Raw genomic sequence first — 26,249 nt, forward strand, 5'->3', positions numbered from 1 at the left:
CCCCATAGCTTGGGCTATGGGGCGGCAAATCCGCCGCCACAGGCCATCCCCACACCCTTTTTTCGCTCTACGCGACTCAAGCCCGACAGACTCCTAGGTCAAATCGATCCAGATTCATCACCTTGCCAAAGGCCGCGGCGAAGTCGTGCGCGAACTTCTGCTGCGCATCGCTGCCGGCATACACCTCGGCAATGGCGCGAAGCTGGGCGTTCGAGCCGAACATGAGATCGACCGTGGTGGCCGTCCACTTCAGCGCCCCGGTCTTGCGGTCGCGGCCCTCCATCACGCCTTCGGTTGTGGTGCGCTCCCACTTCGTGCCCATGTCGAGCAGGTTGACGAAAAAGTCGGGGCTCAGGGTTTCCGGTCGCTGGGTGAACAGGCCGTGGTGCGATTTGCCGACGTTGGTGTTCAGCGCGCGCATGCCGCCGATCAGCACTGTCATCTCGGGCGCGCTCAGGTTCATCAACTGCGCCCGGTCGACCAGCAATTCAGCGGCATAACCGGCATAGCCCTTGCGGGTGTAGTTGCGGAAGCCGTCGGCCTTGGGTTCGAGCACGGCGAACGACGCCACATCGGTTTGCGCCTGCGTGGCGTCGGTACGTCCGGGTGAGAACGGCACCTTGACGTCGACCCCGCCCTTCTTCGCAGCCGCTTCCACCCCGGCGCAACCGCCCAGCACGATCAGGTCGGCCAGCGATACTTTCTTGCCGCCCACAGCCTGCGCGTTGAACTCGTTCTGGAGGGCTTCGAGCTTGGACAGCACCTTGGCCAGCTCGGCGGGTTGGTTGGCTTCCCAGTCTTTCTGCGGTGCGAGGCGGATGCGCGCGCCGTTGGCGCCGCCGCGCTTGTCGCTGCCGCGGAAGGTTGAGGCCGACGCCCAGGCGGTGCCGACCAGTTGGGGGATGGACAGGCCGCAAGCGAGCAATTTGGCCTTGAGCGCCGCAATGTCCGCCGCGTCGATCAGCGGATGATCGACCGCAGGCACCGGGTCTTGCCAGATCAGCTCTTCCTTGGGCACGAGCTTGCCGAGATAGCGGGTGCGCGGCCCCATGTCGCGGTGCGTGAGCTTGAACCAGGCGCGGGCGAAGGCGTCGGCGAACTCGTCCGGGTTGGCCATGAAGTGGCGAGAAATCTTTTCGTAGATCGGATCGACGCGCATGGCCATGTCGGCATCGGTCATCAGGATGGGGACTTTCTTCGACACATCCGCCGCTGACGGGGCCATGTTCTTGTCGGTGTTCTGCTTGGGCACCCATTGATGCGCGCCCGCCGGGCTTTTGACGTTCTCCCACTCATTGCCGAACAGCACTTCGAAGTAGCTCATGTCCCACTGCGTCGGTGTCGGCGTCCAAGAGCCCTCCAGGCCGCTGCCGATCTGGTCGCCGCCCTTGCCGCTCTTGTAGCTGCTGATCCAGCCCAGCCCCATCTCCTCCACCGGCGCCGCCTCGGGCGCTGGCCCGACATGCGTGGCAGGCCCGGCGCCGTGGCATTTGCCGAAGGTATGCCCCCCGGCGGTGAGCGCCACGGTCTCTTCGTCGTTCATCGCCATGCGCGCGAAGGTCTCACGCACCATCTGCGCCGAAGCCAGCGGATCGGGTTTGCCGCCCGGCCCTTCCGGGTTGACGTAAATCAGCCCCATCTGCACGGCGGCGAGCGGGTTTTCGAGGTCGGCTTGCTGCGTGCCCTGGCGCGTATCGCCCAGCCAGGTGTTCTCCGAACCCCAGTAAGTATCTTCTTCCGGCTCATACACATCGGCGCGTCCGCCACCGAAACCAAAGGTCTTGAAGCCCATCGAATCGAGGGCCACATTGCCGGTGAGAATGTAGAGATCGGCCCAAGACAGCTTGCGGCCATACTTCTGCTTGATCGGCCACAGCAGACGACGCGCCTTGTCGAGATTGACGTTGTCGGGCCAACTATTGAGCGGCGCAAACCGCTGGTAGCCGCTGCCCGCGCCGCCGCGCCCGTCGCCAATGCGGTAAGTGCCGGCGCCGTGCCAAGCCATGCGGATGAACAGCGGGCCGTAGTGCCCGTAGTCCGCAGGCCACCAGTCCTGCGAATCGGTCATCAGCGCCTTGAGGTCTTTGACCACGGCGTCGAGATCGAGCGTCTTGAACTCTTCGGCATAGTTGAACGCCTCGCCCATCGGGCTGGACACCGGCGCATGCTGGTGCAGCATTTTGAGGTTGAGCTGGTTGGGCCACCAATTGGCGTTGCCCATCGCCCCGGCGACCGTCTTGGTGTGGGTGCTGTGCGCCACCGGGCATTTCAAATCGTTCGACATGGTTGTCTCCTTGAGGTTGTCATCGCTTCGAGGTGCTTGATGCGACCGTTGCAGCTTAGGCCGCAATAATTGAAAAGAACAATTAAAAGTTCTAATGCGATTGATTGAATAAAACTAGGCAAAGGCCGGATTGGCGTGTTGCTGCGACGCCATTCAGATGCGCTGAAGGTTCGGTGGGGCTCAACTTCAAGGTGCAACTTGGTGACTTATTTCCTGTTTTTATCGGGTGTTGTATGAAATGATGGTCCACTGTTCCCGTGTTTGTGTCGCCCTTTCGTACATACGGCTCGGCCTTGGTGATGGGGGTATTTATCCCGCCGTTCATTCAGGGGGGTGGGTTTCTTCATACACGTAAATATTTGTATAGTGGATTTAACGATTTCGAGCCCTTTTTGGGCTTAAGACAATCTGTACCGCAACTTTCCAGACCTGCATGGCTGATTCCCCTCTCACGGCTCCAAGCGCACTCAAAAGCTACGCGCGAACCTCCGCTTTAGCGGTGGCGCTCGGCAGTGGGGTGTCGCACTGGCTCGCGCACCGCCATCCGGTGCGCCGCATCCTCATGCTGCACGGCGTGGGTGGAAGCACGATGCCTCCGGGAGAGTTCCGCCGCGTGATGTCGTGGCTGAAGCAGCACTACGACATCGTGGCGCTCGATCTCATGGTTCGAGAAATTCTGGACGGTGTGCCCGCGCCCGCTGGGGCTGGCCGCAGCCAGCTCGCCATCACCTTCGACGATGGGCTGTGCAATCAGTACCGCATCGCCCGCCCCATACTCGAGCAACTTGAGATACCGGCCACGATTTTTGTCTGCCCTGGCCTGGTGGATGCCGGGCAGTGGATGTGGAACCACGAGGCCCGCGCCCGGTTGAAGCGTCTATCAAATGAAGGGCTGATGGACTGCGCGCAAACCTTGAATGCACCTGCGCATCACCTCGAAGGTTTCATTGCCTGGATGAAAACCCTGCCCCTGCCGCAAAGGCAACATGCGCAGGACGTGCTGCGCGATTGCACGCCGCGCTTCGTGCCCATCCCTGCAGAGCACGAGGCTTACGACATGATGAGCTGGGATGAGGTGCGCGCCTGCGACCATGGCTGCCTGACGATAGGTTCGCACACCATGACCCACCCCATCCTGCCCACGCTGACAGAAACTGAAATCCAGCACGAGTTGCACGACAGCCGTGAGCGACTCGAGGCTGAGCTGGGCCGGCGGGTGGATTTGTTTTGCTACCCCAACGGTTCGACGGATGAGCGAGTGCGGAAGGTCGCCCGGTCGATCTACCGCGCGGCCGTGACGACTGAAGAGGGCATGGTGTCGGCCGAGGTCGATCCGATGGCCATTCCGCGCATTCCTGTGACATCCCATCTACCCCTACTGGCCTGGCGCATGCACCGGCCTTGGGCCTGAATCACTTGAATTCGCGCATTGCCGACCCGCGCCACGTCTGATCCATGCAAATTGAACTCGTCACCTCGACGCCGGATTTCGATGCCCTGGAGCCCGAGTGGCGCGCCATCGAGGGCCTGACCCCGCGCAACAGTCTGTTTCTCAGCTGGGATTGGCAGCGTCTGTGGTGGTCGCAGTATGGGGAGGGGCGGCAACTGCGGATTCTGGTGGCGCGGTCTGGCGGTCAGGCCGTGGGCATTCTTCCGTTGTATCTGGAGACGCACCGAGCTTTCAAAATCCTGCGCGTCCGCAAGCTCAGGCCCATCGGCTCCGGAGGCGATACCGCGCCCGACGATCTGGGCATGTTGTTCGATCCCGTCCACGAACAGGCCGTTGCCAGAACGTTCGTCGATCATGTGCTGAACGCCGTCTCCGGTTGGCAGTTGCTCGATCTGGTCGATCTGCCTGCCGATTCGGCCTTGGTGGCTTGCTGGACGCAGCGAAGCACACAGATTTCAGGTTCGATTGAGCGCACGCCGGTGAACCGCATTACCTACGGCGATTTGCCGTCGGACTGGGATGGTTATCGCAAAGGACTCAGCCGTAATCGGCGCGAGGTGTTGGGTCGGAAGCGCCGAAAATTTGAAGCGCAGCCGCAAGCGCGTTTTTTTCAGGTCAACCAAGACGCGCAGATCGATTGGGCGTTTGAGCGGCTCGCCGAGTTGCATCGGCTGCGCTGGCAAGGGCGTACCGAAGAACTCAGTTTCACCTCGCCACAGTACCTTGAATTTCATCGGACCCTCATGCACGCCCTGCTGGCGCAGGGCCGGTTGCGCCTGTACGGACTGGAGATGAATGGGCAGACCATTGCCATGTTCTATGGCTTTCGCAATGGTGCGACGCTCTATTACTTTCAGGCTGGATTCGATCCCAAGCACCTTGCGCTCAGCCCGGGCGAAGTGCTCATGGGGTATGTCATCGAAGCGGCGATTTCGGAACGATGCACTCGCTTTGACATGCTCAAGGGCGACTACGGCCACAAGCGGCATTTCTTTCAGCAAACCCGCGAAACTCTTGGCTTGCGGGTTCACCGCCCAGGCTTGATTCACTGGCTTTACCGAGTCAAGGCCAGGCTTGCTGCAAACCGCGCTGCGGCAGAGCCTGCCGAGGACATGGGCGTTGCGGATACAAAGCTCACCGCACACCCCGTAGCCGACTAGCCCAGCCCATGAACGCCGATTCGGGCAAGACGGGCAATGCCGACCCGCAGGCCTTGGTTTCCGTGGTCATCCCGGCGTACAACGCCCGCCACACCCTTGCACAAACGCTCGACAGCCTGTTCGCCCAGACACACCGAAATCTCGATGTCGTGGTCGTGGACGATGGCTCCACCGATGGCACGGCGGAAGTTCTGGAGGCTTATGCAGGGCGGGTGCGGACGATCCGGCAGGCCAATGCAGGTATCGCAGTGGCCAGAAACACGAGCGTGCAGGCGGCTCGGGGCGACTACATCGCGCTGCTCGATGCCGACGATCTGTGCCGCCCGGATCGCATCGCGATTGAACTGCGCTACCTCCAGTCGCACCCCGACATCCTGCTGTGCAGTTCCGATTTCAGCGCCTTCGACGAAACCGGCCCCCTGGCGCCCGCCTCCTACTGCGGCGTCTATTACTCCCGCTGTAGCCCACAACGGGGCGGGATGCGGGCGCGGTATCCGCAGGCAGAAACTTTTGCCTTGCTACCGGAGGAGCGCGCGCGGCACAACGGTCAAACCGTCATTCCGGTTTACTGGGGCGAGGTTTACGACGAACTGGTGCAGGGCAATTTCATCCATCCCCCCACCGTGATGTTCCGGCGGGAGGCGCTGCAACTTGCCGGGATGTTCGATCCCGAGATCAAGATCGTCTGCGAGTGGGAATGGTTTGTGCGCGTGGCTCGCGCCGGGCCTGTGGCGCATCTCGACATTCCCTTGCTCGATTACCGCCGCAGCCCAACGCAGATCTCCTCCAGCCCGCGCACGGCGCTGGATTCACTTGCGGTCGCCAAGAAAATCTATGCGCGCGACAGCCATCCTGGCCAGCGCCGAGATCGCCGTTCGCTGCGTCACCTGGGTGCGCTCAGCCTCAGCGCGGCCGACATGTTGGCCGAGCTTCAGCCCGAGGCGGCTTTCGGTTTGCTGGCCAGCAGCGTTTTTGTGTATCACACCTTCAAGGGGCAAACGCTGCGCACCTTGTTTAAGATCATGCTGCCTTCCGGGCTGCTCAACCTGCTGCGGCGCGTGCGCGCTTGAACCGCACGGCGCGCGGCGAGTCGGCGGGCGCAACCGGCTACTTGGCCTCAACCTGGCTTCAAACTGATTCCCACTGATGACTGTTTCTCTTTCCCGTGGCTCCGCGGTTGAGTCGGGCGCGATGTCGCCCGGCCTCACCGCAGACGATTTCGACTTTCACCTGCCGCCCGAACTGATCGCCCAGCATCCGCCGACGCGGCGCAGCGACAGTCGCCTGCTCGATGCGGGCAGTCCGCCGACGCTGATCGACCGCGGGTTTCGCGACTTGCCCGGTCTGCTGCGCGCAGGCGATCTGGTGGTGTTCAACGACACTCGGGTGATTCCTGCGCGGTTGTGGGGCTTCAAGGCAGCGGGGGGAACCGGGGCTGCTTTGGGCGGCGCGGTGGAAGTGCTGGTGGAGCGAGTGCGGGCGGACAACCGGGTCTGGGCGCATGTGCGGGCGAGCAAATCGCCCAAGCCGGGCCAGGTGTTGTGGCTGGGCGCGGCTCGGCCCGATACGGCGGCAGGCGACGAGCCGCATACATCGGCGCCGCTTTTCGCGGTGACGACCGTGGACCGGGCCGGGCCGGATGGCAGCTTGTTCGAACTGGAGTTTCCAGCCGAGCCTCTGGCCTTGTTGCAGCAGTACGGCGCAGTGCCCTTGCCGCCCTACATCACCCACGCGCCGGGCGGCGACGACGCGCAGCGCTACCAGACGGTGTATGCGCAGCACCCCGGCTCGGTGGCGGCGCCCACGGCGGGGCTGCACTTCGACGAGGCCATCCTGGCGAGAATCGACGCGATGGGCGCGCAGCGCGCAGCCGTCACCCTGCACGTGGGGGCGGGCACGTTTCAGCCGGTGCGGGTGAACGATCTGCGGCAGCACCAGATGCACAGCGAGTGGTACACCGTGCCCGAGGCGACCGCGCAGGCGATTGCCGAGGTGCGGGCCCGGCAGGCGCAGGCGCGCGCGGCTGGCCAGATGCACGCCGCCCCGCGGGTGGTTGCGGTGGGCACGACGGCGATGCGCGCGCTCGAATCGGCGGCGCTGGCGGCGGAAGCGGCCGGGGCGCCAGACGGCACGGTGCTGCCGGGCGCCCGTGACACCGCGCTCTTCGTCACGCCGGGCTATCGCTTTCGCGTGGTGGATGCGTTGCTGACCAATTTTCATCTGCCCAAGTCCACCTTGCTGATGCTGGTGTCTGCCTTTGCCGGCATGGAGACGATACGCGCGGCCTACGCCCATGCGATTGCCCAGCGCTACCGGTTTTTCAGCTACGGAGATGCCATGTGGCTGACGCGCGCCGCCGCGACGGAGGTTGATTTGCGCTGACTCAAACCCATGCTGGCGTCATGTGCCCAGAATCGGCGCACTTTTCAACAGGACGCCATCATGGAACAACTCATCAGCCCGCGCTTCATGCAAGACCGGCATCAACACCGCATCGAACATATGGCGGCCATTCGCCAGCGCATTCATTCGCATATTGCCCAAGCGCTCAGCGCCGAGGAAGAGCATGACCTGCTGCACATGCGGGAAGAAGAGAAAATCGCCCGCGATGTCTATCTGCAACTCGGCGAGCGTTGGGCGCTGCGGCCTTTGGTCAACATCAGCGGGGCCGAACAGGCGCATATGGACGCCATCGCCGCCTTGCTGACGCATTACGACCTGCCCGACCCGGCGCAGGGTTTGGCGGTGGGCGAGTTTCGCACGCCCGATTTTCAGAGCTTGCACAACCAGTTGGTGGAGCGCGGCCTGCGCAGCGAGCTCGACGCCATCAAGGTCGGGTTGCTGATCGAAGAACTGGATATTTTTGATCTGATCGAAGCGCGCGGCCGTGCTCGTCAGCCGGAAATTCTGGCGGTTTACGATGACCTGGAGCGCGGCTCGCGCAATCATCTGCGCGCGTTCTTCCGCCATCTGCAGCGGCATCGCGGCGAGTATGTGCCGCAATACCTGAGCCTGAGCGACTTCGAAGCCGTGGCCTGGAGCGAACGCGAAGAGTGCTGATGTGTCGGATGCGTCAGGACTGCGCTGCCGCCACGGCGGCGCGGGTATTCTCCACGATACCTTTGAGCGCTTGATCCAGCAGGGTCTGTGCGCCCTGCGCGAAGTGCGCGGCGTCGTTCACGGCGATGGTCTGGCTGCCGTCGAAATGCCAATGCGCGGCAATGCGGCTGGTGCGCTGGTTCGCCAGCTCGCACACCAGATCAAGGTGCACCGTGCCCTGAGTCCCATGCACATCGTGCTCCAGCCGGTTCAGGTTGCAGTGCAGCGCCCACGGCGCGCTCACCAGCACGGCCTGCTGCTGCACGGCGCTGATCCAGGGCTGGCGGCTCAAGGTGCGGGCGATGGCTTCGCCCACGAGCTGGGCCGGCGGGGCGAGCCAGCGGCTGTCGCGGTAGGGTTCCAGCGTGTCGGGGCTGCGGCTGTACATCATGGCGGGCGACTGAAATCCGGCGCTGGCGCGCACCGGCAGGAGTTGCATCACCGTGGCTTGCGGTAGCGGCGCGGTGCGGATCTCAGGCGCGGTCAGACGGTAGGTTTGCTGCACCGGCGCACGGTTGACGGGCAGGGCGCACGCGGCCAAGGCCAGACTGGTCAGGCTCAGCAAAGCGGCCAGGGCGGCGCGGCGCAGCCGCAAAACAAAAGAGGCGGTCATGGCTTTTCTCCCGGGCCCGGCGGCGGCAAGGCCGGGCCGTACAGCAGTTGGCTGGGGTTGGCTTTCAGGTTTTCGGTCAGCGCGCCGAGCTGGCTGCTGAGCTGCTGCAGATTGCGCGCCAGCGCGTCCACTTCGGGCAGGGTGCGGGTCTGAAGCTGGGTCATGGCCTGCACCCCGGCCGTGGTGAAGGCGGTGGTGGTGTTGCCGGCCTGGGTGACGCTGTTGGCGGCAGCGCCGATCTGCGGCATCAGGCCGCCCAGTTGGGTTGACACGCCATCGAGCCGCTTCACCAGCGCCTGGCTTTGCAGCATGAGCGCGCTGCCTTGCGCACTCATCTGCGTCAGGTTGGCGCTGGTCTGGCGGGCGTTGGCAAACATCTGATTGATGTTGTTCTGATTGGCCGCCAGAGAAGCGGAGAGGGTCTGCAGATTGCGCAGCGTGTCACTGATCGACTGCACATTGGCGGGGCTGAGTAGCGCGTCCACCCGCTGGCTGATGCGCGCCAGGGTGATGGCTGCATCGTTGATGCCCCCTTCGATCTGGGTGAACACCGAGGGTTTGTAGGGAATGACCGGATCGGGCTCGCCGGGCGGGGTGGGCAGCGGGGTGGGCGAGGCGCCGCCGATCAGGTTCACCGCCGACAGTCCGGTGACGCCCAGCGGACTGAGCTGCGCCACGGTGTCGTTGCGCACCGGCACCGCGCTGTCGATGTCCACCTTGATGCGGATGAGCGACGGGTTCTTCGGATCGATCTCGATGCTCGCCACCTTGCCCACGGTGACGCCGCGGTAGAGCACATTGCTGTCGGTCTTCAGGCCGCTGACGTTGTCGGTGGCGTAGATCAGATAGGGCCGGGTGGCCGTCTGCTTGCCGCCGGTGGCCAGCCACCAGCCCAAGCCGCCGAGCAGCGCGCCCAGCAGCACCACGAACAGGCCGACGGCGGTGTAATTGACTTTCGATTCCATGCGATCAACCCCGTGAAGTCGTTTCGTGCGTCATTTCATGTAAATAGGCCGCCGAACGGCTGCCGCGGAAATAAGCAACCAGTTCGGGCTCGTCGCGCTGCGCCAGTTCTGCAGCGGGGCCGACAGCCAACATTTTCTTGCGGGCGAGAAACGCCACCGTGTCGCTGCCGTGCCAGATCGAATCGAGATCGTGTGTGACTTGCAGAATAGTCAGCCCCAGCAGGTCGCGCAGCTCGCGGATGAGCTGGTCGAACGCCGCGCCGCCGATCGGGTCGAGGCCCGAGGTCGGCTCGTCGAGCACCAGCAACTCCGGGTCGAGTGCCAGCGCGCGGGCCAGCGCGGCGCGCTTGACCATGCCGCCCGACAGCTCGGCCGGATATTTGTGCGCCGCGTCGGCCGGCAGCCCGGCCAGACCGATTTTGAGCATGCCCAGTTCGGGCAGCAGGCGCTTGTCCACTCGCCCTTGTTCGCGCAGCGGCAGCAGCACGTTCTCCAGCACCGTCAGGCCGGTGAATAACGCACCCCCCTGAAACAGCACGCCGATGCGCTGGCGCAGCGCCTGCCGCTGCGCGTCGTTTGCGGACAGCGCGTCCTGGCCGAACAGCTTGAGCGTGCCGCCGCTGGGTGCGCGCAGCAGCAACAGGCTGCGCACCAGCACCGTCTTGCCCGAGCCCGAGCCACCCACCAGCGCCATGATGGCGCCGCGCGGCACGGCCAGGTTCAGGCCCTCGTGCACCACCACATCGCCGAAACGGTTGACGATGCCTTGCGCGTCGATGACCAGATCAGCGGGCCTTTTCATAGCCGCAGCAGGTTGTAGAGCACGGAGAAACTGGCGTCGATCACGATCACCAGAAAGATGGCCTGCACCACGCTCACCGTGGTGGCTCGGCCCACGGCGGCCGCGCTGCCCGAGACGCGCAGACCCTGCATACAGCCGACCAGCGCGATGACCACGGCGAACACCGGCGCTTTCACCAGGCCGAGCACCAGCGTCTGGAGCCCCACTACTTGCGGAATGCGCGCGGTGTATTCGCTGAACGGCACGCCGTAACCGAAAGCGGCCACGACCCCGCCGCCCGCCAGCCCCATCACATCGGCAAACAGCGCCAGCAGCGGCAGGGTGATGACCAGGGCGATGACCTTGGGCAGCACCAGCATCTCAAAGGGCGACAGCCCGAGCGCCCGCAACGCATCCACCTCTTCGGTAATGCGCATGGTGCCAATCTGCGCGGTGTAAGACGAACCGGTGCGCCCGGCCACCAGAATGGCGGTGAGCAGCGGCCCGAGTTCGCGCAGGGTGATGATGGACACCAGATTGACGATGAGAATGTTGGCGCCATAGGTCGCCAGCGTCGCCCCGGCCTGATACGCCATGACCATGCCGATGAGAAAAGACAGCAGGCCGATGATGCCGATGGCGCGCAGCCCCGCCGCGTCGATTTCGTGGATGACTTCGCGCCAGCGCACGCGCCAGGGCTGCAGCAGCAGCGGCGCGCCGCGCCACACCAGTTCGCCGACAAAGGCCAGCAGCGCGCGCAGTTCGTCCAGCGCCATGAGCGTGGCGCGGCCGATGTCGCCCAGCAAGCTCAGGCGGCGCGCGGCGGGTGGCAGCGCCAGCGCGCGCTGGCGCACCAGATCAAGCAACTGCTGCTGCGGCGGGCTCAGCCCGCTTGCGTCCACCGTGGCCCCGGCGCTTTGCCACTGCGCCATGCTGCGCACCAGCAGCAGCGCACCGCCGGTGTCCAGCGCGGTGGCGCTGGCGTCGAGGATGATGTGCCGCGTGCCTGCGGGCAGGCGGGTGTTCGGCTCGCGCGCCAGACCTTGCGCGTTCCACGCGCCCTGCAGGCGGCACACGCGTCGATCAGGCGCGTCCTCCTGCGCCATCCAGTCCAGGGTTGCGGGGGCGTCGGCGGTTGAAGGGGCGGTCATGGCGTGCATAGGTTAGCGGATCAGACGATGCGCGCCACGGCAAGTCTGAAACAATATCGCCCATGCTGCAATTCACCGTTCACCACACCGCAGGCGAGGCCCGCCGCGGCACGCTCACCCTCAATCACGGCGTCATCGACACCCCGCAGTTCATGCCGGTGGGGACTTACGGCACCGTCAAAGGCATCACGCCCGATGGCCTGAAAGCTGCGGGCGCGCAGATCATTCTGGGCAACACCTTCCACCTTTGGCTGCGCCCGGGGCTGGACGTCGTGCGGCAGTTCGGCGGACTGCACCGCTTCATCGGCTGGGACGCGCCCATCCTCACCGACAGCGGCGGCTTTCAGGTGTGGAGCCTGGGGGCGATGCGCAAGATCAGCGAGGAAGGCGTGCGCTTCGCCTCGCCGGTGAACGGCGACAAGCTGTTCCTCACCCCCGAGGTGAGCATGCAGATCCAGACCGTGCTGAACAGCGACATCGTCATGCAGTTCGACGAATGCACGCCCTACGACGTCGATCGCGGCGGGCAAAAGCACATCACCACCGAAGCCGAGGCCCGTGCTTCGATGGAACTCTCGCTGCGCTGGGCCGCGCGCTGCAAGACCGAGTTCGCGCGGCTTGAGAACCCCAACGCCCTGTTCGGCATCGTGCAGGGCGGCATGTTCGAACCGCTGCGCGACGCCTCGCTCGACGGTCTCGCCGCGCTCGATCTGCCCGGCTACGCCATTGGGGGCTTAAGCGTGGGCGAGCCGAAAGACGACATGCTGCGCCTGCTGCGCCACACCGCGCCGCGCCTGCCCGCCGACAAGCCGCGCTACCTCATGGGCGTGGGCACCCCCGAAGACCTGGTGGACGGCGTGAGCGCGGGCATCGACCTGTTCGACTGCGTCATGCCCACGCGCAATGCGCGCAACGGCCATCTGTTCACCCGCTTCGGCGACCTGCGCATCCGCAACGCCCGCTTCAAGCAGGACGAACGCCCGATTGACGACACCTGCACCTGCGCCACCTGCCAACAGTTCTCTCGCGCCTACCTGCACCATCTCGACCGCTGCGGCGAAATGCTGTTCGGCATGCTCGCCACCACGCACAACCTGCACTATTACCTGCAACTCATGCGCGGCATGCGCGCCGCACTCGACGCCGGGGCTTTCGAGTCCTTCGTCGCACAGTTCCACGCCGACCGGGCGCGCGGGGTGTGATCGGTCGAACGCGTTGACGGCTCGGAGGTTCTCTTAACCGGCAGCCAGTTGCGTTGCCATGCGCCCGACCGCGTGCAAGGCTTCTTCGCGCTCGGCCGTCCAACGTCCGCCGACGTTGATCCGCAGGCAGTTGCGGTAGCGGGTGGACGTGGTGAACAGCGTTCCGGGAACGATGACGATGCGTTGCTCGATGCAGCGCTGATAAAGCGCGACGGCATCGACTGACTTGGGCAGCTCGACCCAGAGGATGTAGCCTCCGGCGGGGTCGGTCGCCCGCGAACCCGGTGGGAATGCGGCGGCGATGATCTGGCGGGCGATGTGGATCTGGTCGGCGAAGCAGCGCCGCAGTTGACGCAGACTCTGGTCGTAGCCGCCCTGTTCGAGCAGTTCGGCCACGGCCCACTCGATCACGGCGCTGCCGCCGCCGCTGAGGGCGCGTTTGAGGTTGGCGACCTGCCCGCTCCAGCGTCCCGCGTCCACCCAGCCGATGCCGCGCAGGCCCGGCGCCAGGGTCTTGCCGAACGAGCCGCAGATCATCACATGGCCGCTGCGGTCGAATGAACGCACGGCGCGGCGGTCTTCCTCGGTGGGGGCGAGGTCGTTGCAGATCACATCTTCGATCAAGGGAATGCCGCGCTGCTCCAGCAGTTCCGCCAGACGTTTTTTGCTCGCCACGGGCATGATGGCGCCCAGAGGGTTGGAGAGCGTTGGCACGGCGACGACCGCCTTGATCGGCTGCGTGTCCAGCGCGACCTCCAGGGCTTCGAGCGAGAGCCCAATGCCGGGCTGCATGGGAATTTCCACCGCGCGCAGCCCCAAGACCTGCATGGCGCGCAGAAAGCCAAAGTAAGTCGGCGATTCGATGGCGATGACGTCGCCCGGTTGCGTCACCGCGCGCAGGCAAAGGGTGATGGCTTCCATGCAGCCATTGGTGACGACGATATTGCGGTGATCGAGATTGCAGCCCAGCTCCAGAGTGCGGCGCGAGATGGCTTGCCGCAGCGGCGCAATGCCCGGCGCTGTGGCATAGACGCCAAGACTGCTTGCGTGCCGTTGTGCGCTGCGCGCGAGGGCCCGGCGCACCCGCTCGACCGCGTAAAGGTCTTCGCTGGCGGTGGCGGCGCCAAACGATATGTAGGCAGGGTCGCCCGCAGCGTCGAGCACGGCATCGGCAATGGCGTTGGTTTCCACCGCGACAGCCCGCGCGGGAGGGCGCGTGGTGGCGGGTACAGGCGGCAGGTTGCGCGCACGCCGCACGAAAAAGCCAGACTTGGGACGCGCCTCGATCAGGCCGCGGTCTTCCAGCGTGCGGTAAGCCTGCACCGCGGTGGAGATGGAAACGCCCTGTTGCTCCGACAAGGCACGAACCGAGGGCAGCCGCGCGCCCGGCCGCAGGGAACCAGATGCAGCCAGCCCGGCCAGACGCTCAGCCAGGGTGAGGTAGAGCGGGGTATCGGGAGGGGAGTTCATGGCTTGCATGATGGCAGAGATTGACCTGCGCCACACCGTACAGAGGGCAGGCGATTCGACCAGTACAGATCTAGGAAAAATGATTTTGTGCCGATACAGATGGTCGCATGCTGAATCTGTTTTATTGGCGTGGCAATGCCTACAGTGAGGTCATCGTCCACCCAAAATCAGGCAATGTCCGCGTTGCGCAAAAAGCCATGTTGAATACCAACCTTTCCGCCCTGGCGCTGTTCGCCTTTGTCACCTCCGTCACGCCGGGGCCGAACAATTTGATGCTGCTGGCGTCCGGCGCGAACTTTGGCTTTCGGGCGACGATTCCCCATCTGCTGGGAATCAGCTCCGGCGCGCTGATTCTGCTGGTCAGCGTGGGTCTGGGGCTGGCGGAGCTTTTTTCCCTTTGGCCCTGGACCGAAGTCGCCATGAAATGGATCGGCGCGGGCTACATGCTCTATCTGGCCTGGCGCATTGCCAGCGCGTCGCCGCCAAACGGCTCCGCAGCGCGCGCGGCACGCCCCATGCGCTACATCGGCGCCATCGCGTTCCAGTGGGTCAACCCCAAGCTGTGGTTGATGGCGCTCAGCGTGTTCTCGATCTATGTGCCGAGTTCAGGCAACGATTTCTCGCTGGTGCTGGCGGTAGCCGCGCTGTTCAGCCTGATCAATTTGCCGACCATCAGCGTCTGGGCGCTGGGCGGCGCGAAGCTGCGTCATTTATTGACAGAACGACGGCGTGTCCGGGTGTTCAACCTGAGCATGGCGGCTTTGTTGCTCGCCACGCTCTGGCCGATGCTGCGATAAGCGGTGAGGCGACGACTCAATCCTTGAGCGCGGCTCCGTAGCCCTCATCAGCGACGGCCTTGACCATCGCTTCGGGCGCGGCGCTACCCTGCACGGTGGCGCGGCCGCTGGCCAGATCGACCTGCGCGTCCTGCGTGCCAGGGACGGACTTGAGCGCCTTGGTCACGGCTGCGACGCAGTGCCCGCAGCTCATGCCGGTGACTTGAAGTTGCATGGTGTTCATGAGTTCTTCTCCTGTTCCTATTAAGGGCAGAGCATCAGGCGGGTTGGGCGAGGGCGTCGCGCACCTTCATCAGCTTTTCGCAGACTTCCTTGGCAATGGCGTGCACTTCGGGTTTGTCGATCAGGCCGAGCACCGAGGTGGGGTTCATGAAGTCGACCACGATCTGCTTGTTGGCGACGTCTTCGCGTACCACCACATTGCACGGCAGCAGGGCGCCGATGTGCGGATCGAAATCGAGCGCCTTCATGGCATAGCCCGGCGCGCAGGCGCCGAGAATGCGATAGGGCGGGCGGTCAGCGCCGAGTTTGGCTTTGAGGGTGGCCGACACGTCGATGTCGCTGATGATGCCGAAGCCCTGCGCCTTCAGCGCCTCGGTGGTGCGGGTGATGGCGTCTTCAAAGGCGCAGCAGGCTTGGGCGGAAAACACGATGGAGGGCATTTCAAACATCCTTTCAGGGGGTGTGAGTCAGGGGGGAGAGTGCAGCAGATTGTGCGGCCGGGCGAGAGACTGGCGCCTGCCAGGGGGAAAGACGTTTGAGCCGCAGGCTGTTGCCCAGCACGAAGACCGACGACAGCCCCATGGCCACTCCGGCCAGCATGGGGTGCAGGTGCACGCCCCAGGGCGCGGCGATTCCGGCGGCCAGGGGAATGAGCACGATGTTGTAGGCAAACGCCCAGAACAGATTGCCGTGGATGGTGCGCAGGGTGTGGCGGGCGGTGTCGATGGCGCTGGGCAGCGCGGCGAGATCGCCGCGGGTCAGGCTGACGTCGGCGGCTTCGATGGCCACGTCGGTGCCGCTGGCCAGCGCCAGGCCCACATCGGCCTGGGCCAGCGCGGGGCCGTCGTTCAGCCCTTCGCCGACGAAGGCCACACGTCGCCCTTGCGCCTGCAGTTCGGCAACCACGCGGGCCTTGTCTTGCGGCAGCACTTCAGCATGGACGGAGACCCCCACGCTCGCATGCGCTCGCTGCCCCCCGAGGGGGCTGCCCCCGCCTTGAGGCGGCTCGGCGGCGGGGGCGTCATGAATGCCCAGCGCATCGGCCACGGCCTGCGCGGTGCGCCGGGCGTCGCCAGTGACCAAGGCGATAGCCAGGCCGCGCTGGCGCAGCGCCTGCACCACGGCGACGGCCTCGGGCTTGAGGGGATCGGAAATGCCCAACACAGCCACGCAGACGCCGTTCTGCGCCAGAAACACGGCGGTCTGGCCGCGCGCTTCGAGCGCGTCGGCCTGCTCGCCCAGGGTATTCAGCGAGATGCCTTCGCGCTCCATCAGCCGCCGCGCACCCAGCAGCAGCGGCTGGCCGTCGAGGGTGGCGCGCACGCCGTAGCCGGGAATGGCGGCGAAACTTTGCACGGCGGGAATATCCAGCCCGCGCAACTGGGCGGCGTCGCGCACGGCGCGGGCCAGCGGGTGTTCGGAGTCGGCTTCCAGCGCGGCGGCGAGGCGCAGCGCCGCAGTGTCATCCACCGTGCTGTGCAGCGCGGTGAGCGCGGGTTTGCCCAGCGTCACGGTGCCGGTTTTGTCGAGCAGCACGGTGTCGATGCGGGACAGCGCTTCCAGCGCCTCGCCCTTGCGGAACAGCACGCCCATTTCGGCCGCGCGGCTGCTGCCCACCAGAATGGCCGCCGGGGTGGCCAGGCCCATGGCGCAGGGACAGGCCACCACCAGCACGGCGACTGCGGCAACCAGCGCGGCGCTCACGTCGCCGGTGAGCGCCAGCCAGATGGCGAAGCTGGCGGCGGCGATCAGCAGCACGACGGGGGTGAACACGGCCACCACGCGGTCGGCCACGCGCTGCACCGGCAGCTTGCCGGTCTGGGCGTTTTCCACCAGCCGCACGATCTGCGACAGCACGGTGTCCTTGCCCAGCGCGGTGGCTTCGATCACCAGTCGGCCTTCGGCGTTGACGGTGCCGCCCACCACCCGGTCGCCCGGCTTGCGGCGCACCGGCACCGCTTCGCCGGTGAGCATGGATTCGTCCACATGGCTGTCGCCTTCGATCACGCTGCCGTCCACCGGCAGGCGCTCGCCGGGGCGCACCAGCACGCGGTCGCCGATGTGCAGCGCGGCGAGGCTGACTTGTTGTTCTGCGCCTTGTGCGTCGAGACGGGTGGCCTGCTTGGCCTGCAGCCCGAGGAGTTTGTGGATGGCGGTAGAGGCGCGGCCCTTGGCTAGTTCTTCCAGATATTTGCCCGCCAGAATCACCGCCACCACCACGGCGGCGGAGTCGAAATACACATGCCGCGACTCGGCGGCAAACCATTGCGGCGCCAGCAGCACCAGCGTGCTGTAGGCCCAGGCCGCGCCGGTGCCGGTGGCGACCAGCGAATTCATGTCGGGCGAGAGATGGCGGTAAGCGATGGCGCCGGTGCGGAAAAACCGCCGCCCGGGGCCGAACAGCACGGCGCTGGTGAGGACGAACTGCACCCAGTCCCAGAATCGGGGAGTGGGCGACGTGCGCAGCAGCGCGGCGTCGAGCGCGGGCCAGATCATGGGCAGCATCGACAGCACCAGCACGGGCAGCGCCAGCAGGGCGGCGAGCAGCACATCGCGCCGCATGCGCGCCAGATTGCGGGCGTGGGCGGCCGCGCTGGCGTTTGGTGTGCGCCCCCTGGGTCGGCTTGCCGACCCGCCCCCCGAGGGGGTCAAGGAAACTTGGGACGGCCCTGCGTTTCCTTGATCTCCGGCAACGTCACCCTCCTGCACCGGGTAAGCGTTGTAGCCCGCGTCCACCACGGCCTGCGCCAGCGCCTGGGCGTCGAGCATGGCGGGCAGATAACGCACCTGCGCGCGGTTGACCGCCAGATTCACCGTGGCGGACAGCACACCGGGCAGCTTGCGCAGCGCGCGCTCCACCCGGCCCACGCAGGAGGCGCAGGTCATGCCCTCCACGTCGAGCGCGGTTTCGGCGATGATCGGGGTGTAGCCCGCGGCGCCCACCGCATCGGCAATGGCTTGCGGCGTGGCGGTCTGCGGGTCGTAAGTCACCTCGGCCTGCGTGGTGGCGAGGTTGACGCTGGCGGCTTGTACGCCGGGGAGCTTGTTCAGGGCGCGTTCCACCCGCGCGCTGCACGAGGCGCAGGTCATGCCGCCCACATCGAGCCGCAGAGTCTGGCCCGTGGCCGGGGCCTTGCCGGTTGGCTCTGGCGTATCGGACAGATCCACCGGGCAGGCGGTCGCGTCTGGTGCGGGGGAGGTGGGCTCTTTCATTCCGGCTCTCCATTGCGTAAGGCGCCGAGGATGGGGCACTGCGCCGTGGGACCGTGGCCGGGGCAGGCTTCGAGCAGGGACTGCAGGCCCTTTTTCATGCGCTGCAGATCATCCATCTTGGCGTCGATCTCGGCCAGCCGCTGCTCGGCGATGGTGCGCACTGCGCCCATATCGGCCTCGGGCCGGGCGTGCAGCGCCAGAAGCTCGCCGATCTGCGCCAGCGAAAACCCCAGCGCCTGCGCCCGCCGGATGAAATCGAGCCGCTCGATCGCCAGCGGCGCGTACAGCCGGTAGCCGCTGGCGGTGCGCTGCGTTGGCGCCAGCAGGCCCAGACGTTCGTAGTAGCGCAGCGTTTCGGCGCCCAGTTGCGCACGCTGCGCCAACTCGCCAATGGTGAGCTTGGACGATTCAAGGCGGGCTTGGAGTGGCATGGTGCGGTGCAGGCGGGTACGGTGAATGGGTGATAACTTTACACCTTACTAAAGACTATAGAGTTGGGATGGGATAAGCGGTTGAAAAAAAACAGCCGAGCAGATCAGCCGGTGCTCAAGAACCCGCAGCGATTTTCCGGCGTAGCACCCAGGCGACGAAGCGCTGCCCGTACACCGGCTGCGTCCACACCAGCCAGGCCACCATCAGGGCGTTGAACACGGCCACGGTCAGCAGCAGCATGGGCACGCCCACCCCCGCGGTGAGCAACACGGCGCAATACGCCGCGCAGGCAATCATGAACAGGGCGTTGAGCATATTGCTGGCCGCAATCACCCGGGCGCGGTGGGTTTCGGCCACGCGGTGCTGAATGAAGGCGTAAAGCGGCACGCTGTAGATGCCGGCGCTGGCCGAGACCAGCAGCAGATCGACCATCAGCCGCCAGTGCTCGCCTTCGCGCAAGAACAGGGTGAGGGTTTGCAACTGCCCGTTGTGCGGCAGATTCTGCGTGGCAAAGTAGAGATCGATGCCGAATACCGACATGCCGATGGCGCCCAGCAGCACCAGGCCGATCTCCACCCGGCCATGCGCCATCCACTCGCAGGCCACCGAGCCCAGGCCGATGCCCACGGCGAAAATCACCAGCAGCAGCGACGCCACCGCTTCGCTGCCGTGCACCACCTCGCGGGTGAAGATCGGGAACTGGGTGAGGAAGGCCACGCCGTAGAACCACATCCAGGCAATGGCGATCAGCGCCACGAGCACGGGTCGGTCGGCGGCGGCGAGCTTGAGGCTGCGCGCCGTGGCGCTGAACGGATTCCAGTTGATGCCGGTGTCACTGCACAGCGGCGGGGTGCGCGGCACGAAGCGCGCCATCGTCCAGCCGGCCAGTGCAACGACGAGACAGGCCACACCGGCAAACACCGGCCCTTGCGGATAGGTCATCAGCACCCCGCCGACCATGCTGCCCAGCAGAATGGCGACAAAGCCGCCCATTTCCGTCATGCCGTTGCCGCCGGTGAGTTCGGCCGTGTGCAGGTGGCGCGGCAGATAGGCGAACTTCACCGGCCCGAACAGGGTGGAATGCAGCCCCATGCCCAGCACGCACGCCAGCAGCAGCGGCACGTTCACCGTGATGAAACCCCACAGCGCCGCGAGCATGATGACAATCTCGAAGGTCTTGATGCGCCGCATGATGACGCCCATGTCGCACTTGTCGGCGAGCTGCCCGGCGGTGGCCGACAGCAGCACGAAGGGCAGCACATACAACGCGGCGATGAGGTTGACCATCAGCCCCGCAGGCAGGCCGGTCTGCGCCTCGGCGCGGTAGGTCACCAGCATGGTGAAGGCGAACTTCAGCAGGTTGTCATTGCCCGCATTGGTGAACTGCGTCCAGAAAAACGGCGCAAAGCGGCGCTGACCCAGCAGCTTGAACTGGTTGACAGAGAGCGGCGGATCTTGCGGAGCGCGAGGCGGGGGAGAGGAAGACATGCGAGGCGGGAGCGAAAACCCTGAAATGTTCGCACAGTCGCCTATTCCAGCCGAATCAAGCCGGATTCATCACGCCCGTTGCATCACGCCCGCTGCCGCGCCCAGGCCAGAAAGCGCTGGCCGTACAGCGGCTGGCGCCAGATCAGCCAGCCCGCGGCCACCGCATTGAGCAGCGCCACGCTCAGCAGCAGCGCGGGCACGCTCACCCCGGCCACCAGCAGCGCCGCGCAATAGCCCGAGCACACCACCATGTAAATGGCGTTGAGAATATTGTTCGCCGCAATCACCCGAGAACGATGCGTGGACGGAGTGTGCTGCTGGATGAGGGCGTAAAGCGGCACGCTGTAGATACCGGCGCTGGCCGAGAGCAGGAACAGATCGAGCATTACCCGCCAGTGCGCCGGATCGCGCACGAAGGGCAGCACGCCCTGCAACGCGGCCTCATGTGGCAGGTGCAGCGTGGCGAAGTAGAGATCGATGCCGAAAGCCGTCATGCCGATGGCGCCCAGCGGCACCAGGCCGATTTCCACCCGCCCGCGCGCCAGCCATTCGCAAGCCACCGAGCCCAGCGCTATGCCGATGGAAAACACCGCCAGCAGCAGCGAGGCCACCGCCTCGTTACCGCCGAGCACATCCTTGGCGAACACCGGAAACTGGGTGAGAAACGCCACGCCGTAAAACCACATCCACGAAATCGCCAGCAGCGCCTGCAGCACCGTGCGGTCGGCGGCGGCCAACCGCAGATTGCGCGCGGTTTCGGTAAATGGGTTCCAGTTGATGCGAAGCTGCGGGTCCACCGGCGCGGTGGCGGGAATGAAGCGCGCCACCGTCCAGCCCAGCAGCGCCACGGCCACGCAGGCCAGCCCGGCGATCAGCGTGCCGCGCCCTGCGGTCATCACCAGACCACCAGCCAGATTGCCCAGCAAAATGGCGACAAACGTGCCCATCTCGGTCATGCCATTGGCGCCGGTGAGTTCGGCGCTGTTCACATGCTGCGGCAGATAGGCGTATTTGGCCGGGCCGAACAGCGTGGAGTGCAGTCCCATGCCAAAGGCGCAGGCCAGCAGCGCGGGCACGTTGGCGGTGACAAAACCCCACAGCGCCAGCGCCATGATGGCGATTTCCAGCGTCTTCACCCGCCGCATCAGCATCGCCTTGTCGTACTTGTCGGCCAGTTGCCCGCTGGTCGCCGAGAACAGCACGAAGGGCAGGATGTAGAGCGCCGCGATGAGGTTGACCATCAGCCCGGTGGACAAGGCCGTGGCCGCTTCGGCGCGGTAAGCCACCATCACCGTGAAGGCGAACTTGAACAGGTTGTCGTTGCCCGCACCGCCAAACTGCGTCCAGAAAAATGGCGCGAAACGGCGCTGGCCGAGCAGGGCGAACTGATTGGGGCGGGCGGATTGGGGCATGGTCGGCAGCGGTATGAGGGCCGGATGATGGCACAGCGGCGGACGCGCCGGATAATTCAGCGGCATGACCCCACAAAAATCGACCGCCGCGCCCGAGGTGGTCAACATCTCCTGCTACAAATTCGTCAGCCTCGACGACCTGCCCGCGCTGCAGGCGCGGCTGGCAGCGCAATGCGAAGCCCTGCAACTCAAGGGCACCATCCTGCTGGCGCCCGAGGGCATCAACCTGTTTCTCGCCGGGCCGCGCGGCGCCATCGACGCCATCATGGGCACGCTGCGCGCCGACGCCCGGCTGGCCGACCTCAGCCCGAAGGAGTCGATCTCCCAAACCCAGCCCTTCAAGCGCCTGAAGGTGAAAATCAAGCGAGAGATCATCACCCTGAACCGTCCGCAGATTCGCCCCGAGGCCGGGCGCGCACCGGCGGTGACGCCCGAGAGGCTCAGAGCCTGGCTCGATGCCGGATGCGACGACGAAGGCCGCCCGGTCGTGCTGCTCGACACCCGCAACGCCTTCGAGCGTGATCTCGGCAGCTTTGCCGACTGCGTGGACTTTCGCATCGGCAAATTCAGCGAATTCGCCCCCGCCGTCGAAGAGCACGCTGCCGACTATGTGGGCAAGACCGTGGTCACCTTCTGCACCGGCGGCATTCGCTGCGAAAAAGCCGCGTTGCTGATGCAAGACTGCGGCATCGAGCATGTCTATCAGCTCGAAGGCGGCATCCTCAAATACTTCGAGCAGGTCGGCGCCGCGCACTACCAGGGCGGCTGCTTCGTGTTCGACGAACGCGAAGTGCTCGGCTCCGATCTGCAGCCCAGCGATGGCGCCATCGCCCCGCCCGCTGCGCCGCGGCACCGCTGAACCTCACATCCCCTTGCGCGCCAGATAAATCCCGCTCAGCACCAGACCGGCGCCGAGCAGTTGACCGGCGGTCAGCGCCTCGCCCAGCAGAATCCACGCATACACCACCGCCATGGCGGGCTGCACCAGCAGTCCCACGGATGAGAGCGCCGGGTTGAGCCGGCGCACCGCGTAGGCGATGACCACCTGCCCGCCGATCTGCACCAGCAGCGCCAGCCCCAGCACCCACACCCAGCCGATGGCCGCAGTCGGCCATAGCCGCCCCTCGGCGAGGGCGAAAGGCCAGAGCACCACGGCGGCGAGCAGGGTGACCACGGCCATGAGCGGCGCGGTGGACAGCCGCTGCCGCGCCTGCTGGATGCCCACCTGATACGCCGCATAGAACACGGCGGACACCAGCCCGCTGGCATCGCCCAGCAGCGCGCGGCTGTTGCCGAAGTTGGGGCCGATCATCAGGGCCGCGCCTCCCAGTGCTGCGGCCAACCCGGCAAGAAACACCGGCTGCGGCGCGTTGCGGGTGATGACCCAGAAAGCCAGGGTGATGAGCACGGGAGCGAAGTTCGACTCCAGCGTGGCGTTGCCCACCGCAGTCCAGGTCACCGCGAGGTGGAAGAACACCAGATCGAGCGCGAACATGGCCGCGGCAAACAGCGCCAGTCCCCAGGTCGGCCAGTGCGCCAGCAGGGCGGGCGGGGCCGGGCGCTTGCTGAACAACTGCCGCGGGGGTTGCGCTGGCGCGGGGCTGGTCGCAGCCGGGTGCGTCCTGCGCTGCAGTTGCCATTGCACCGCAGCCCAGGCCAGCAAAAACGGTGCGGCCACGGCCATGCGCCAGAAGGCGCTGGCGAAGGGGCCGAGATTGGCGGTGGTGTCGGCCAGCCGCACAAAAACGCCGGCGAGGCCGAGCACGGCGCCGCCAAGGAGCAAAATAATGAAATCCATCACCGAATTGTCGGTGCGATTTACTTTTGGAGCGGGCTGCACGGTGCGGCCCGTTTTCTGTCATGCCTGTGCATACTCTGCGTCGATTGACCGGGCGGCGGCGCACGCCCTGGGCAGACCGCGTGCTCGGTCTGGTGCTGGCTGCGGTGGCGGGCGCGGCCAATGCCGGCGGCTTTGTCGCGGTGCATCAGTACACCTCGCACATGACCGGCATCGTGTCGGAAATGGCCGATCACCTGGCGGTAGCCAACTGGTCTCTGGCCGCGGCGGGCTTGGGGGCGGTGTTGAGTTTCATTGCGGGCGCCATGGTGTCTACCCTGCTGATCAATCTGGGCCGCAGGCAGCACCTGCATAGCGAGTACGCGCTGCCGCTGGTGCTCGAAGCGGCGCTGATGCTGTTGTTCGGCTTGCTGGGTGCGGGGCTGTCGCTGCTGGACTGGTTGTTCATCCCCGCCACGGTGTCGCTGCTGTGCTTCATGATGGGGCTGCAGAACGCCATGATCACCAAGGTGTCGCATGCGGTGATCCGCACCACGCATGTGACAGGCATCGTCACCGACATTGGCATCGAACTCGGGAGGATGGTGTACTGGAACCGCGATCACGATTCGCAACTGCGGCCGGTGCACGCCGATCTCGGTCATCTGGCGCTGCTGACGGGCTTGCTGCTGCTGTTTTTCGGCGGCGGCGTGGCGGGGGCGATGAGTTTTGCCCGCATCGGCTACGTGACCACCGTGCCGCTGGCGGCCATTCTTTTGCTGCTGGCCGCCGTGCCTGTGGGGGACGATCTGTACAAGCTGCGCAAGCGTCTGCTCTCGGCAGCGCATTGAGGCTCAAGCCTTTGCTTGTCGCTGGCGCTGCACCGGCGGGCAGGGCACGCTGCCATACGAACAAAACACGCAGCAGTCACCGGGCAGCGGGCGCAGATCGGCGCCGCAGGACGGGCAGGTGAAAAACCACAGACAGGTGTCTTCGGGCATGGTTTGCGTGCTGGTCGCGCCGCAGGCCGGACAGGTCAGCACCGAGGTCAGTTCGACCGGCGCGGCGGGGCGGTCGCTGGTGCAGCAGGCGGATTGGGTCATGGATTTGGCTTGCCTTTCATCATCTGGCGCAGTTGGGCGCAGTGGTCGATCGGCGGGGTGCCGGGAGTGAACCACACCGCGTCATAGCCCGCCGGAAGTTCGGCCTGCGTATCGGGCGAGAGCCCTTGCAGCAGCAGGCTGAACACCTTGAGCGGGCGCGCAACCCTGGGCGGCGTATGCACCGCATGCGCCGCCAGATGCAGGGCGATGCCCAGGGTGCGATTGGCGTGAAAGCTGCCGGTGAGCAACACCACGGTCTTGCCCGGCCGCGCGAGCGCCAGGCTGTGCGCGGCCATGCTGTCGTCGCGGGCGAACTGGATGCGTGCCATCGCCGGAAGTTGCGAGGCGGGCAGCAAGCCGCAATGGCTTTCTGCTACGTCATCGAGAATGCGCTGACGCACCGCGGGTGGCACGCTGGCGTCCCAGCGCGCCTGCTGCATGGCGGGGCGCATCGCGGCTTGCGGCAGGTTGACGCCCACCACCGGCGCCCCGGCGCGCACCGCGGCCATCACCGGCGCGGCGTACAGCTTCCACGGCCAACCGTCTTCGCTCCAGTGCAACCGCTCGCGCACCACGGCTTCAGGCGCATCGCGCGGGCCGTCGAAACGCTGCCCGGCATCCGCCATTTCCAGCGCCACGGCGGCCAACTCGCCGCGCTGGGCCAAGGCGGCAATGATCCAGGCCTGCACGGCGTGATGATCGGGGTGATCGTGCTGCTCGCCCAGCATGCACAGCGCGGCTTGTGCGCAGTCGCTCACCAGTTGTTGCGGGGCGATGAATTGCTGGCCGCTTTGCAGAATGCGCCCGACCAGCGGCGAATGGGCTTCCACCGGCTGGGTGTAGCGAGGCAGCGGCGGCAAGGCGGCGGCCTGCGCCGCCAGACTCCCGAGCCAGAGCGGCCCGCCAGCGGCCAGGCCGAGGGCGAGGTTCAGACGCCTGCGGGTGGCATCTGGAGATGAAGACGGCGGTGCAGAGATGGGTCGGGTTGACATGGCAGAAGCTTCAATAGCATGGAGAACTGAAACTTAGCGCAGGCCGCTATTCCCCTATTCAGACAGGTCAAGCCCCATGTTTGCCACGCCGATCGATCCCCCGCCTGACCCACCCGCTGCGCTGCGGCTGTTTTTCGCGCTCTGGCCCGGAAGGACGCTGCGCCAGCGCATCGCCGAGCATCAGACGCTTTGGCAGTGGGCGCCGCCCGCGCGACCGGCGGCTGCGGCCAAACTGCATCTCACCGTGTTGTTCATGGATGGGGTGCCCGCCGACCGGGTGAAGACGCAACTGGAGGTGGGCGAACGGGTTGTGCGCAACTGGGCCGATTTCGAGCTGACGCTCGACCGGGCAGCGCTCTGGCGCCACGGCGGCATTGCCCATCTCGCACCCTCGCAGCCCCCGGCGGAATTGCTCTCGTTGCGCGCAGCGCTGGCGGAGCAGGTCGGCCAGCGCGGTCTGCCGTTCGACGCTCGCGCCTTCGCACCGCATGTCACGCTGGCACGGCGGGCGCAGGCTTCGCAGCCACCGATCACTTTCCCGCCGCTGCGCTGGACGGTGCACGGCTTCGCGCTGGTGCACTCCGTGCTGGGTTCCGGGCGTTACGACGTCATCGGGCGCTGGCCGCTCGATCAATGAG

The 26,249-nt window shown here is 65.8% G+C and carries 25 protein-coding genes; 10 read left to right on the plus strand and 15 right to left on the minus strand.

Going from position 1 to position 26,249, the window contains the following annotated elements; genetic code table 11:
* Positions 1–76 precede the first annotated feature (76 nt).
* Positions 77–2,284 carry a catalase/peroxidase HPI gene (katG, locus tag AC2VLV_RS10595; RefSeq protein ID WP_486989950.1) on the minus strand — a complete coding sequence of 736 codons (2,208 nt, stop codon included), beginning with the start codon at positions 2,282–2,284 and terminating at the stop codon, positions 77–79.
* A gap of 433 nt (positions 2,285–2,717) precedes the next feature.
* Here katG and AC2VLV_RS10600 point away from each other — a divergent pair, with 433 nt between their 5' ends.
* From AC2VLV_RS10600 to AC2VLV_RS10620, 5 genes are all read left to right on the plus strand, one after another.
* Positions 2,718–3,695, plus strand: coding sequence for a polysaccharide deacetylase family protein (locus AC2VLV_RS10600; RefSeq protein WP_486989951.1), 978 nt, complete (start codon positions 2,718–2,720; stop codon positions 3,693–3,695).
* Between the two features lie 44 nt (positions 3,696–3,739).
* Positions 3,740–4,894 carry a GNAT family N-acetyltransferase gene (locus AC2VLV_RS10605; protein ID WP_486989952.1) on the plus strand — a complete coding sequence of 385 codons (1,155 nt, stop codon included), beginning with the start codon at positions 3,740–3,742 and terminating at the stop codon, positions 4,892–4,894.
* An 8-nt stretch (positions 4,895–4,902) separates the two neighbouring features.
* Positions 4,903–5,964, plus strand: coding sequence for a glycosyltransferase family 2 protein (locus AC2VLV_RS10610; RefSeq protein WP_486989953.1), 1,062 nt, complete (start codon positions 4,903–4,905; stop codon positions 5,962–5,964).
* Between the two features lie 121 nt (positions 5,965–6,085).
* Complete coding sequence (gene queA, locus AC2VLV_RS10615; protein ID WP_486989979.1) at positions 6,086–7,276, plus strand: tRNA preQ1(34) S-adenosylmethionine ribosyltransferase-isomerase QueA; 1,191 nt, start codon at positions 6,086–6,088, stop codon at positions 7,274–7,276.
* A 60-nt stretch (positions 7,277–7,336) separates the two neighbouring features.
* The gene (locus tag AC2VLV_RS10620; protein ID WP_486989954.1) at positions 7,337–7,954 is read left to right on the plus strand and encodes a DUF2202 domain-containing protein; all 618 of its coding nucleotides are present in this window, start codon (positions 7,337–7,339) and stop codon (positions 7,952–7,954) included.
* A gap of 13 nt (positions 7,955–7,967) precedes the next feature.
* On the opposite strand, the gene AC2VLV_RS10625 is transcribed toward AC2VLV_RS10620, so the two are convergent.
* Genes AC2VLV_RS10625 through AC2VLV_RS10640 form a run of 4 tightly spaced genes read right to left on the minus strand, consistent with a single transcriptional unit; the run spans position 7,968 to position 11,503 of the window.
* A complete protein-coding gene (locus AC2VLV_RS10625) occupies positions 7,968–8,606 on the minus strand; it encodes an ABC-type transport auxiliary lipoprotein family protein (protein WP_486989955.1) in 639 nt (212 codons plus the stop codon).
* Positions 8,603–9,571, minus strand: a complete 969-nt coding sequence (locus tag AC2VLV_RS10630; protein WP_486989956.1) for an MlaD family protein — start codon at positions 9,569–9,571, stop codon at positions 8,603–8,605. The genes AC2VLV_RS10625 and AC2VLV_RS10630 overlap by 4 nt, the downstream gene beginning before the upstream one ends.
* A 4-nt stretch (positions 9,572–9,575) precedes the next feature.
* Positions 9,576–10,373 carry an ABC transporter ATP-binding protein gene (locus tag AC2VLV_RS10635; RefSeq protein ID WP_486989957.1) on the minus strand — a complete coding sequence of 266 codons (798 nt, stop codon included), beginning with the start codon at positions 10,371–10,373 and terminating at the stop codon, positions 9,576–9,578.
* Positions 10,370–11,503 carry an MlaE family ABC transporter permease gene (locus AC2VLV_RS10640; RefSeq protein ID WP_486989958.1) on the minus strand — a complete coding sequence of 378 codons (1,134 nt, stop codon included), beginning with the start codon at positions 11,501–11,503 and terminating at the stop codon, positions 10,370–10,372. The genes AC2VLV_RS10635 and AC2VLV_RS10640 overlap by 4 nt, the downstream gene beginning before the upstream one ends.
* A gap of 62 nt (positions 11,504–11,565) precedes the next feature.
* Here AC2VLV_RS10640 and tgt point away from each other — a divergent pair, with 62 nt between their 5' ends.
* Positions 11,566–12,705 carry a tRNA guanosine(34) transglycosylase Tgt gene (gene tgt / locus AC2VLV_RS10645; RefSeq protein ID WP_486989959.1) on the plus strand — a complete coding sequence of 380 codons (1,140 nt, stop codon included), beginning with the start codon at positions 11,566–11,568 and terminating at the stop codon, positions 12,703–12,705.
* 33 nt (positions 12,706–12,738) lie between these two features.
* On the opposite strand, the gene AC2VLV_RS10650 is transcribed toward tgt, so the two are convergent.
* The gene (locus AC2VLV_RS10650) at positions 12,739–14,175 is read right to left on the minus strand and encodes an aminotransferase-like domain-containing protein (RefSeq protein WP_486989960.1); all 1,437 of its coding nucleotides are present in this window, start codon (positions 14,173–14,175) and stop codon (positions 12,739–12,741) included.
* Between the two features lie 197 nt (positions 14,176–14,372).
* Here AC2VLV_RS10650 and AC2VLV_RS10655 point away from each other — a divergent pair, with 197 nt between their 5' ends.
* The gene (locus AC2VLV_RS10655; protein ID WP_486989961.1) at positions 14,373–14,972 is read left to right on the plus strand and encodes a LysE family translocator; all 600 of its coding nucleotides are present in this window, start codon (positions 14,373–14,375) and stop codon (positions 14,970–14,972) included.
* Positions 14,973–14,988: 16 nt separating this feature from the next.
* Here the strand turns inward: AC2VLV_RS10655 and AC2VLV_RS10660 are convergent, their stop codons facing one another.
* The 6 genes from AC2VLV_RS10660 to AC2VLV_RS10685 all read right to left on the minus strand — a co-directional run bounded on the left by AC2VLV_RS10660 (position 14,989) and on the right by AC2VLV_RS10685 (position 21,739).
* Positions 14,989–15,195, minus strand: a complete 207-nt coding sequence (locus AC2VLV_RS10660; protein ID WP_486989962.1) for a CopZ family metallochaperone — start codon at positions 15,193–15,195, stop codon at positions 14,989–14,991.
* 34 nt (positions 15,196–15,229) lie between these two features.
* Positions 15,230–15,634, minus strand: a complete 405-nt coding sequence (locus AC2VLV_RS10665) for a DUF302 domain-containing protein (RefSeq protein WP_486989963.1) — start codon at positions 15,632–15,634, stop codon at positions 15,230–15,232.
* Positions 15,635–15,647: 13 nt separating this feature from the next.
* Positions 15,648–18,407, minus strand: a complete 2,760-nt coding sequence (locus tag AC2VLV_RS10670) for a heavy metal translocating P-type ATPase (RefSeq protein ID WP_486989964.1) — start codon at positions 18,405–18,407, stop codon at positions 15,648–15,650.
* Positions 18,404–18,838 carry a heavy metal-responsive transcriptional regulator gene (locus AC2VLV_RS10675; RefSeq protein WP_486989965.1) on the minus strand — a complete coding sequence of 145 codons (435 nt, stop codon included), beginning with the start codon at positions 18,836–18,838 and terminating at the stop codon, positions 18,404–18,406. Before AC2VLV_RS10675 ends, AC2VLV_RS10670 begins: the two co-directional genes overlap by 4 nt.
* A gap of 115 nt (positions 18,839–18,953) precedes the next feature.
* Positions 18,954–20,327, minus strand: a complete 1,374-nt coding sequence (locus AC2VLV_RS10680; protein WP_486989966.1) for an MFS transporter — start codon at positions 20,325–20,327, stop codon at positions 18,954–18,956.
* 83 nt (positions 20,328–20,410) lie between these two features.
* Positions 20,411–21,739, minus strand: a complete 1,329-nt coding sequence (locus AC2VLV_RS10685) for an MFS transporter (RefSeq protein ID WP_486989967.1) — start codon at positions 21,737–21,739, stop codon at positions 20,411–20,413.
* 64 nt (positions 21,740–21,803) lie between these two features.
* On the opposite strand from AC2VLV_RS10685, the gene AC2VLV_RS10690 reads away from it, so the two are divergent.
* Positions 21,804–22,598, plus strand: coding sequence for a sulfurtransferase (locus AC2VLV_RS10690; RefSeq protein ID WP_486989968.1), 795 nt, complete (start codon positions 21,804–21,806; stop codon positions 22,596–22,598).
* A 3-nt stretch (positions 22,599–22,601) separates the two neighbouring features.
* On the opposite strand, the gene AC2VLV_RS10695 is transcribed toward AC2VLV_RS10690, so the two are convergent.
* Positions 22,602–23,537: a DMT family transporter gene (locus AC2VLV_RS10695; RefSeq protein ID WP_486989969.1), complete on the minus strand. Its 936-nt coding sequence runs from the start codon at positions 23,535–23,537 to the stop codon at positions 22,602–22,604.
* Between the two features lie 62 nt (positions 23,538–23,599).
* On the opposite strand from AC2VLV_RS10695, the gene AC2VLV_RS10700 reads away from it, so the two are divergent.
* Positions 23,600–24,367: a YoaK family protein gene (locus AC2VLV_RS10700; RefSeq protein WP_486989970.1), complete on the plus strand. Its 768-nt coding sequence runs from the start codon at positions 23,600–23,602 to the stop codon at positions 24,365–24,367.
* A 3-nt stretch (positions 24,368–24,370) separates the two neighbouring features.
* Here AC2VLV_RS10700 and AC2VLV_RS10705 read toward each other — a convergent pair whose 3' ends face one another.
* Together AC2VLV_RS10705 and AC2VLV_RS10710 are read right to left on the minus strand one after the other, a co-directional pair.
* Complete coding sequence (locus tag AC2VLV_RS10705; RefSeq protein WP_486989971.1) at positions 24,371–24,619, minus strand: GDCCVxC domain-containing (seleno)protein; 249 nt, start codon at positions 24,617–24,619, stop codon at positions 24,371–24,373.
* Positions 24,616–25,611 carry a ChaN family lipoprotein gene (locus AC2VLV_RS10710; RefSeq protein WP_486989972.1) on the minus strand — a complete coding sequence of 332 codons (996 nt, stop codon included), beginning with the start codon at positions 25,609–25,611 and terminating at the stop codon, positions 24,616–24,618. Before AC2VLV_RS10710 ends, AC2VLV_RS10705 begins: the two co-directional genes overlap by 4 nt.
* 76 nt (positions 25,612–25,687) lie before the next feature.
* Here AC2VLV_RS10710 and AC2VLV_RS10715 point away from each other — a divergent pair, with 76 nt between their 5' ends.
* Positions 25,688–26,248, plus strand: coding sequence for a 2'-5' RNA ligase family protein (locus AC2VLV_RS10715; RefSeq protein ID WP_486989973.1), 561 nt, complete (start codon positions 25,688–25,690; stop codon positions 26,246–26,248).
* The last annotated feature ends 1 nt before the right edge of the window (position 26,249 follow it).

The organism is Thiomonas sp. TH-17 (assembly GCF_057473305.1).

What these genes read in the sequence shown, in the direction of transcription:
- AC2VLV_RS10630 (WP_486989956.1), bottom strand. Translation starts at nt 9,571, where the DNA reads ATGGAATCGAAAGTCAATTACACCGCCGTCGGCCTGTTCGTGGTGCTG.
- AC2VLV_RS10690 (WP_486989968.1), top strand. Translation starts at nt 21,804, where the DNA reads ATGACCCCACAAAAATCGACCGCCGCGCCCGAGGTGGTCAACATCTCC.
- AC2VLV_RS10625 (WP_486989955.1), bottom strand. Translation starts at nt 8,606, where the DNA reads ATGACCGCCTCTTTTGTTTTGCGGCTGCGCCGCGCCGCCCTGGCCGCT.
- AC2VLV_RS10700 (WP_486989970.1), top strand. Translation starts at nt 23,600, where the DNA reads ATGCCTGTGCATACTCTGCGTCGATTGACCGGGCGGCGGCGCACGCCC.
- AC2VLV_RS10710 (WP_486989972.1), bottom strand. Translation starts at nt 25,611, where the DNA reads ATGTCAACCCGACCCATCTCTGCACCGCCGTCTTCATCTCCAGATGCC.
- AC2VLV_RS10620 (WP_486989954.1), top strand. Translation starts at nt 7,337, where the DNA reads ATGGAACAACTCATCAGCCCGCGCTTCATGCAAGACCGGCATCAACAC.
- queA (WP_486989979.1), top strand. Translation starts at nt 6,086, where the DNA reads ATGTCGCCCGGCCTCACCGCAGACGATTTCGACTTTCACCTGCCGCCC.
- AC2VLV_RS10685 (WP_486989967.1), bottom strand. Translation starts at nt 21,739, where the DNA reads ATGCCCCAATCCGCCCGCCCCAATCAGTTCGCCCTGCTCGGCCAGCGC.
- AC2VLV_RS10705 (WP_486989971.1), bottom strand. Translation starts at nt 24,619, where the DNA reads ATGACCCAATCCGCCTGCTGCACCAGCGACCGCCCCGCCGCGCCGGTC.
- AC2VLV_RS10670 (WP_486989964.1), bottom strand. Translation starts at nt 18,407, where the DNA reads ATGAAAGAGCCCACCTCCCCCGCACCAGACGCGACCGCCTGCCCGGTG.
- AC2VLV_RS10650 (WP_486989960.1), bottom strand. Translation starts at nt 14,175, where the DNA reads ATGAACTCCCCTCCCGATACCCCGCTCTACCTCACCCTGGCTGAGCGT.
- AC2VLV_RS10635 (WP_486989957.1), bottom strand. Translation starts at nt 10,373, where the DNA reads ATGAAAAGGCCCGCTGATCTGGTCATCGACGCGCAAGGCATCGTCAAC.
- katG (WP_486989950.1), bottom strand. Translation starts at nt 2,284, where the DNA reads ATGTCGAACGATTTGAAATGCCCGGTGGCGCACAGCACCCACACCAAG.
- AC2VLV_RS10695 (WP_486989969.1), bottom strand. Translation starts at nt 23,537, where the DNA reads ATGGATTTCATTATTTTGCTCCTTGGCGGCGCCGTGCTCGGCCTCGCC.
- AC2VLV_RS10640 (WP_486989958.1), bottom strand. Translation starts at nt 11,503, where the DNA reads ATGACCGCCCCTTCAACCGCCGACGCCCCCGCAACCCTGGACTGGATG.
- AC2VLV_RS10605 (WP_486989952.1), top strand. Translation starts at nt 3,740, where the DNA reads ATGCAAATTGAACTCGTCACCTCGACGCCGGATTTCGATGCCCTGGAG.
- AC2VLV_RS10655 (WP_486989961.1), top strand. Translation starts at nt 14,373, where the DNA reads ATGTTGAATACCAACCTTTCCGCCCTGGCGCTGTTCGCCTTTGTCACC.
- AC2VLV_RS10665 (WP_486989963.1), bottom strand. Translation starts at nt 15,634, where the DNA reads ATGCCCTCCATCGTGTTTTCCGCCCAAGCCTGCTGCGCCTTTGAAGAC.
- AC2VLV_RS10660 (WP_486989962.1), bottom strand. Translation starts at nt 15,195, where the DNA reads ATGAACACCATGCAACTTCAAGTCACCGGCATGAGCTGCGGGCACTGC.
- AC2VLV_RS10675 (WP_486989965.1), bottom strand. Translation starts at nt 18,838, where the DNA reads ATGCCACTCCAAGCCCGCCTTGAATCGTCCAAGCTCACCATTGGCGAG.
- AC2VLV_RS10610 (WP_486989953.1), top strand. Translation starts at nt 4,903, where the DNA reads ATGAACGCCGATTCGGGCAAGACGGGCAATGCCGACCCGCAGGCCTTG.
- AC2VLV_RS10680 (WP_486989966.1), bottom strand. Translation starts at nt 20,327, where the DNA reads ATGTCTTCCTCTCCCCCGCCTCGCGCTCCGCAAGATCCGCCGCTCTCT.
- AC2VLV_RS10600 (WP_486989951.1), top strand. Translation starts at nt 2,718, where the DNA reads ATGGCTGATTCCCCTCTCACGGCTCCAAGCGCACTCAAAAGCTACGCG.
- AC2VLV_RS10715 (WP_486989973.1), top strand. Translation starts at nt 25,688, where the DNA reads ATGTTTGCCACGCCGATCGATCCCCCGCCTGACCCACCCGCTGCGCTG.
- tgt (WP_486989959.1), top strand. Translation starts at nt 11,566, where the DNA reads ATGCTGCAATTCACCGTTCACCACACCGCAGGCGAGGCCCGCCGCGGC.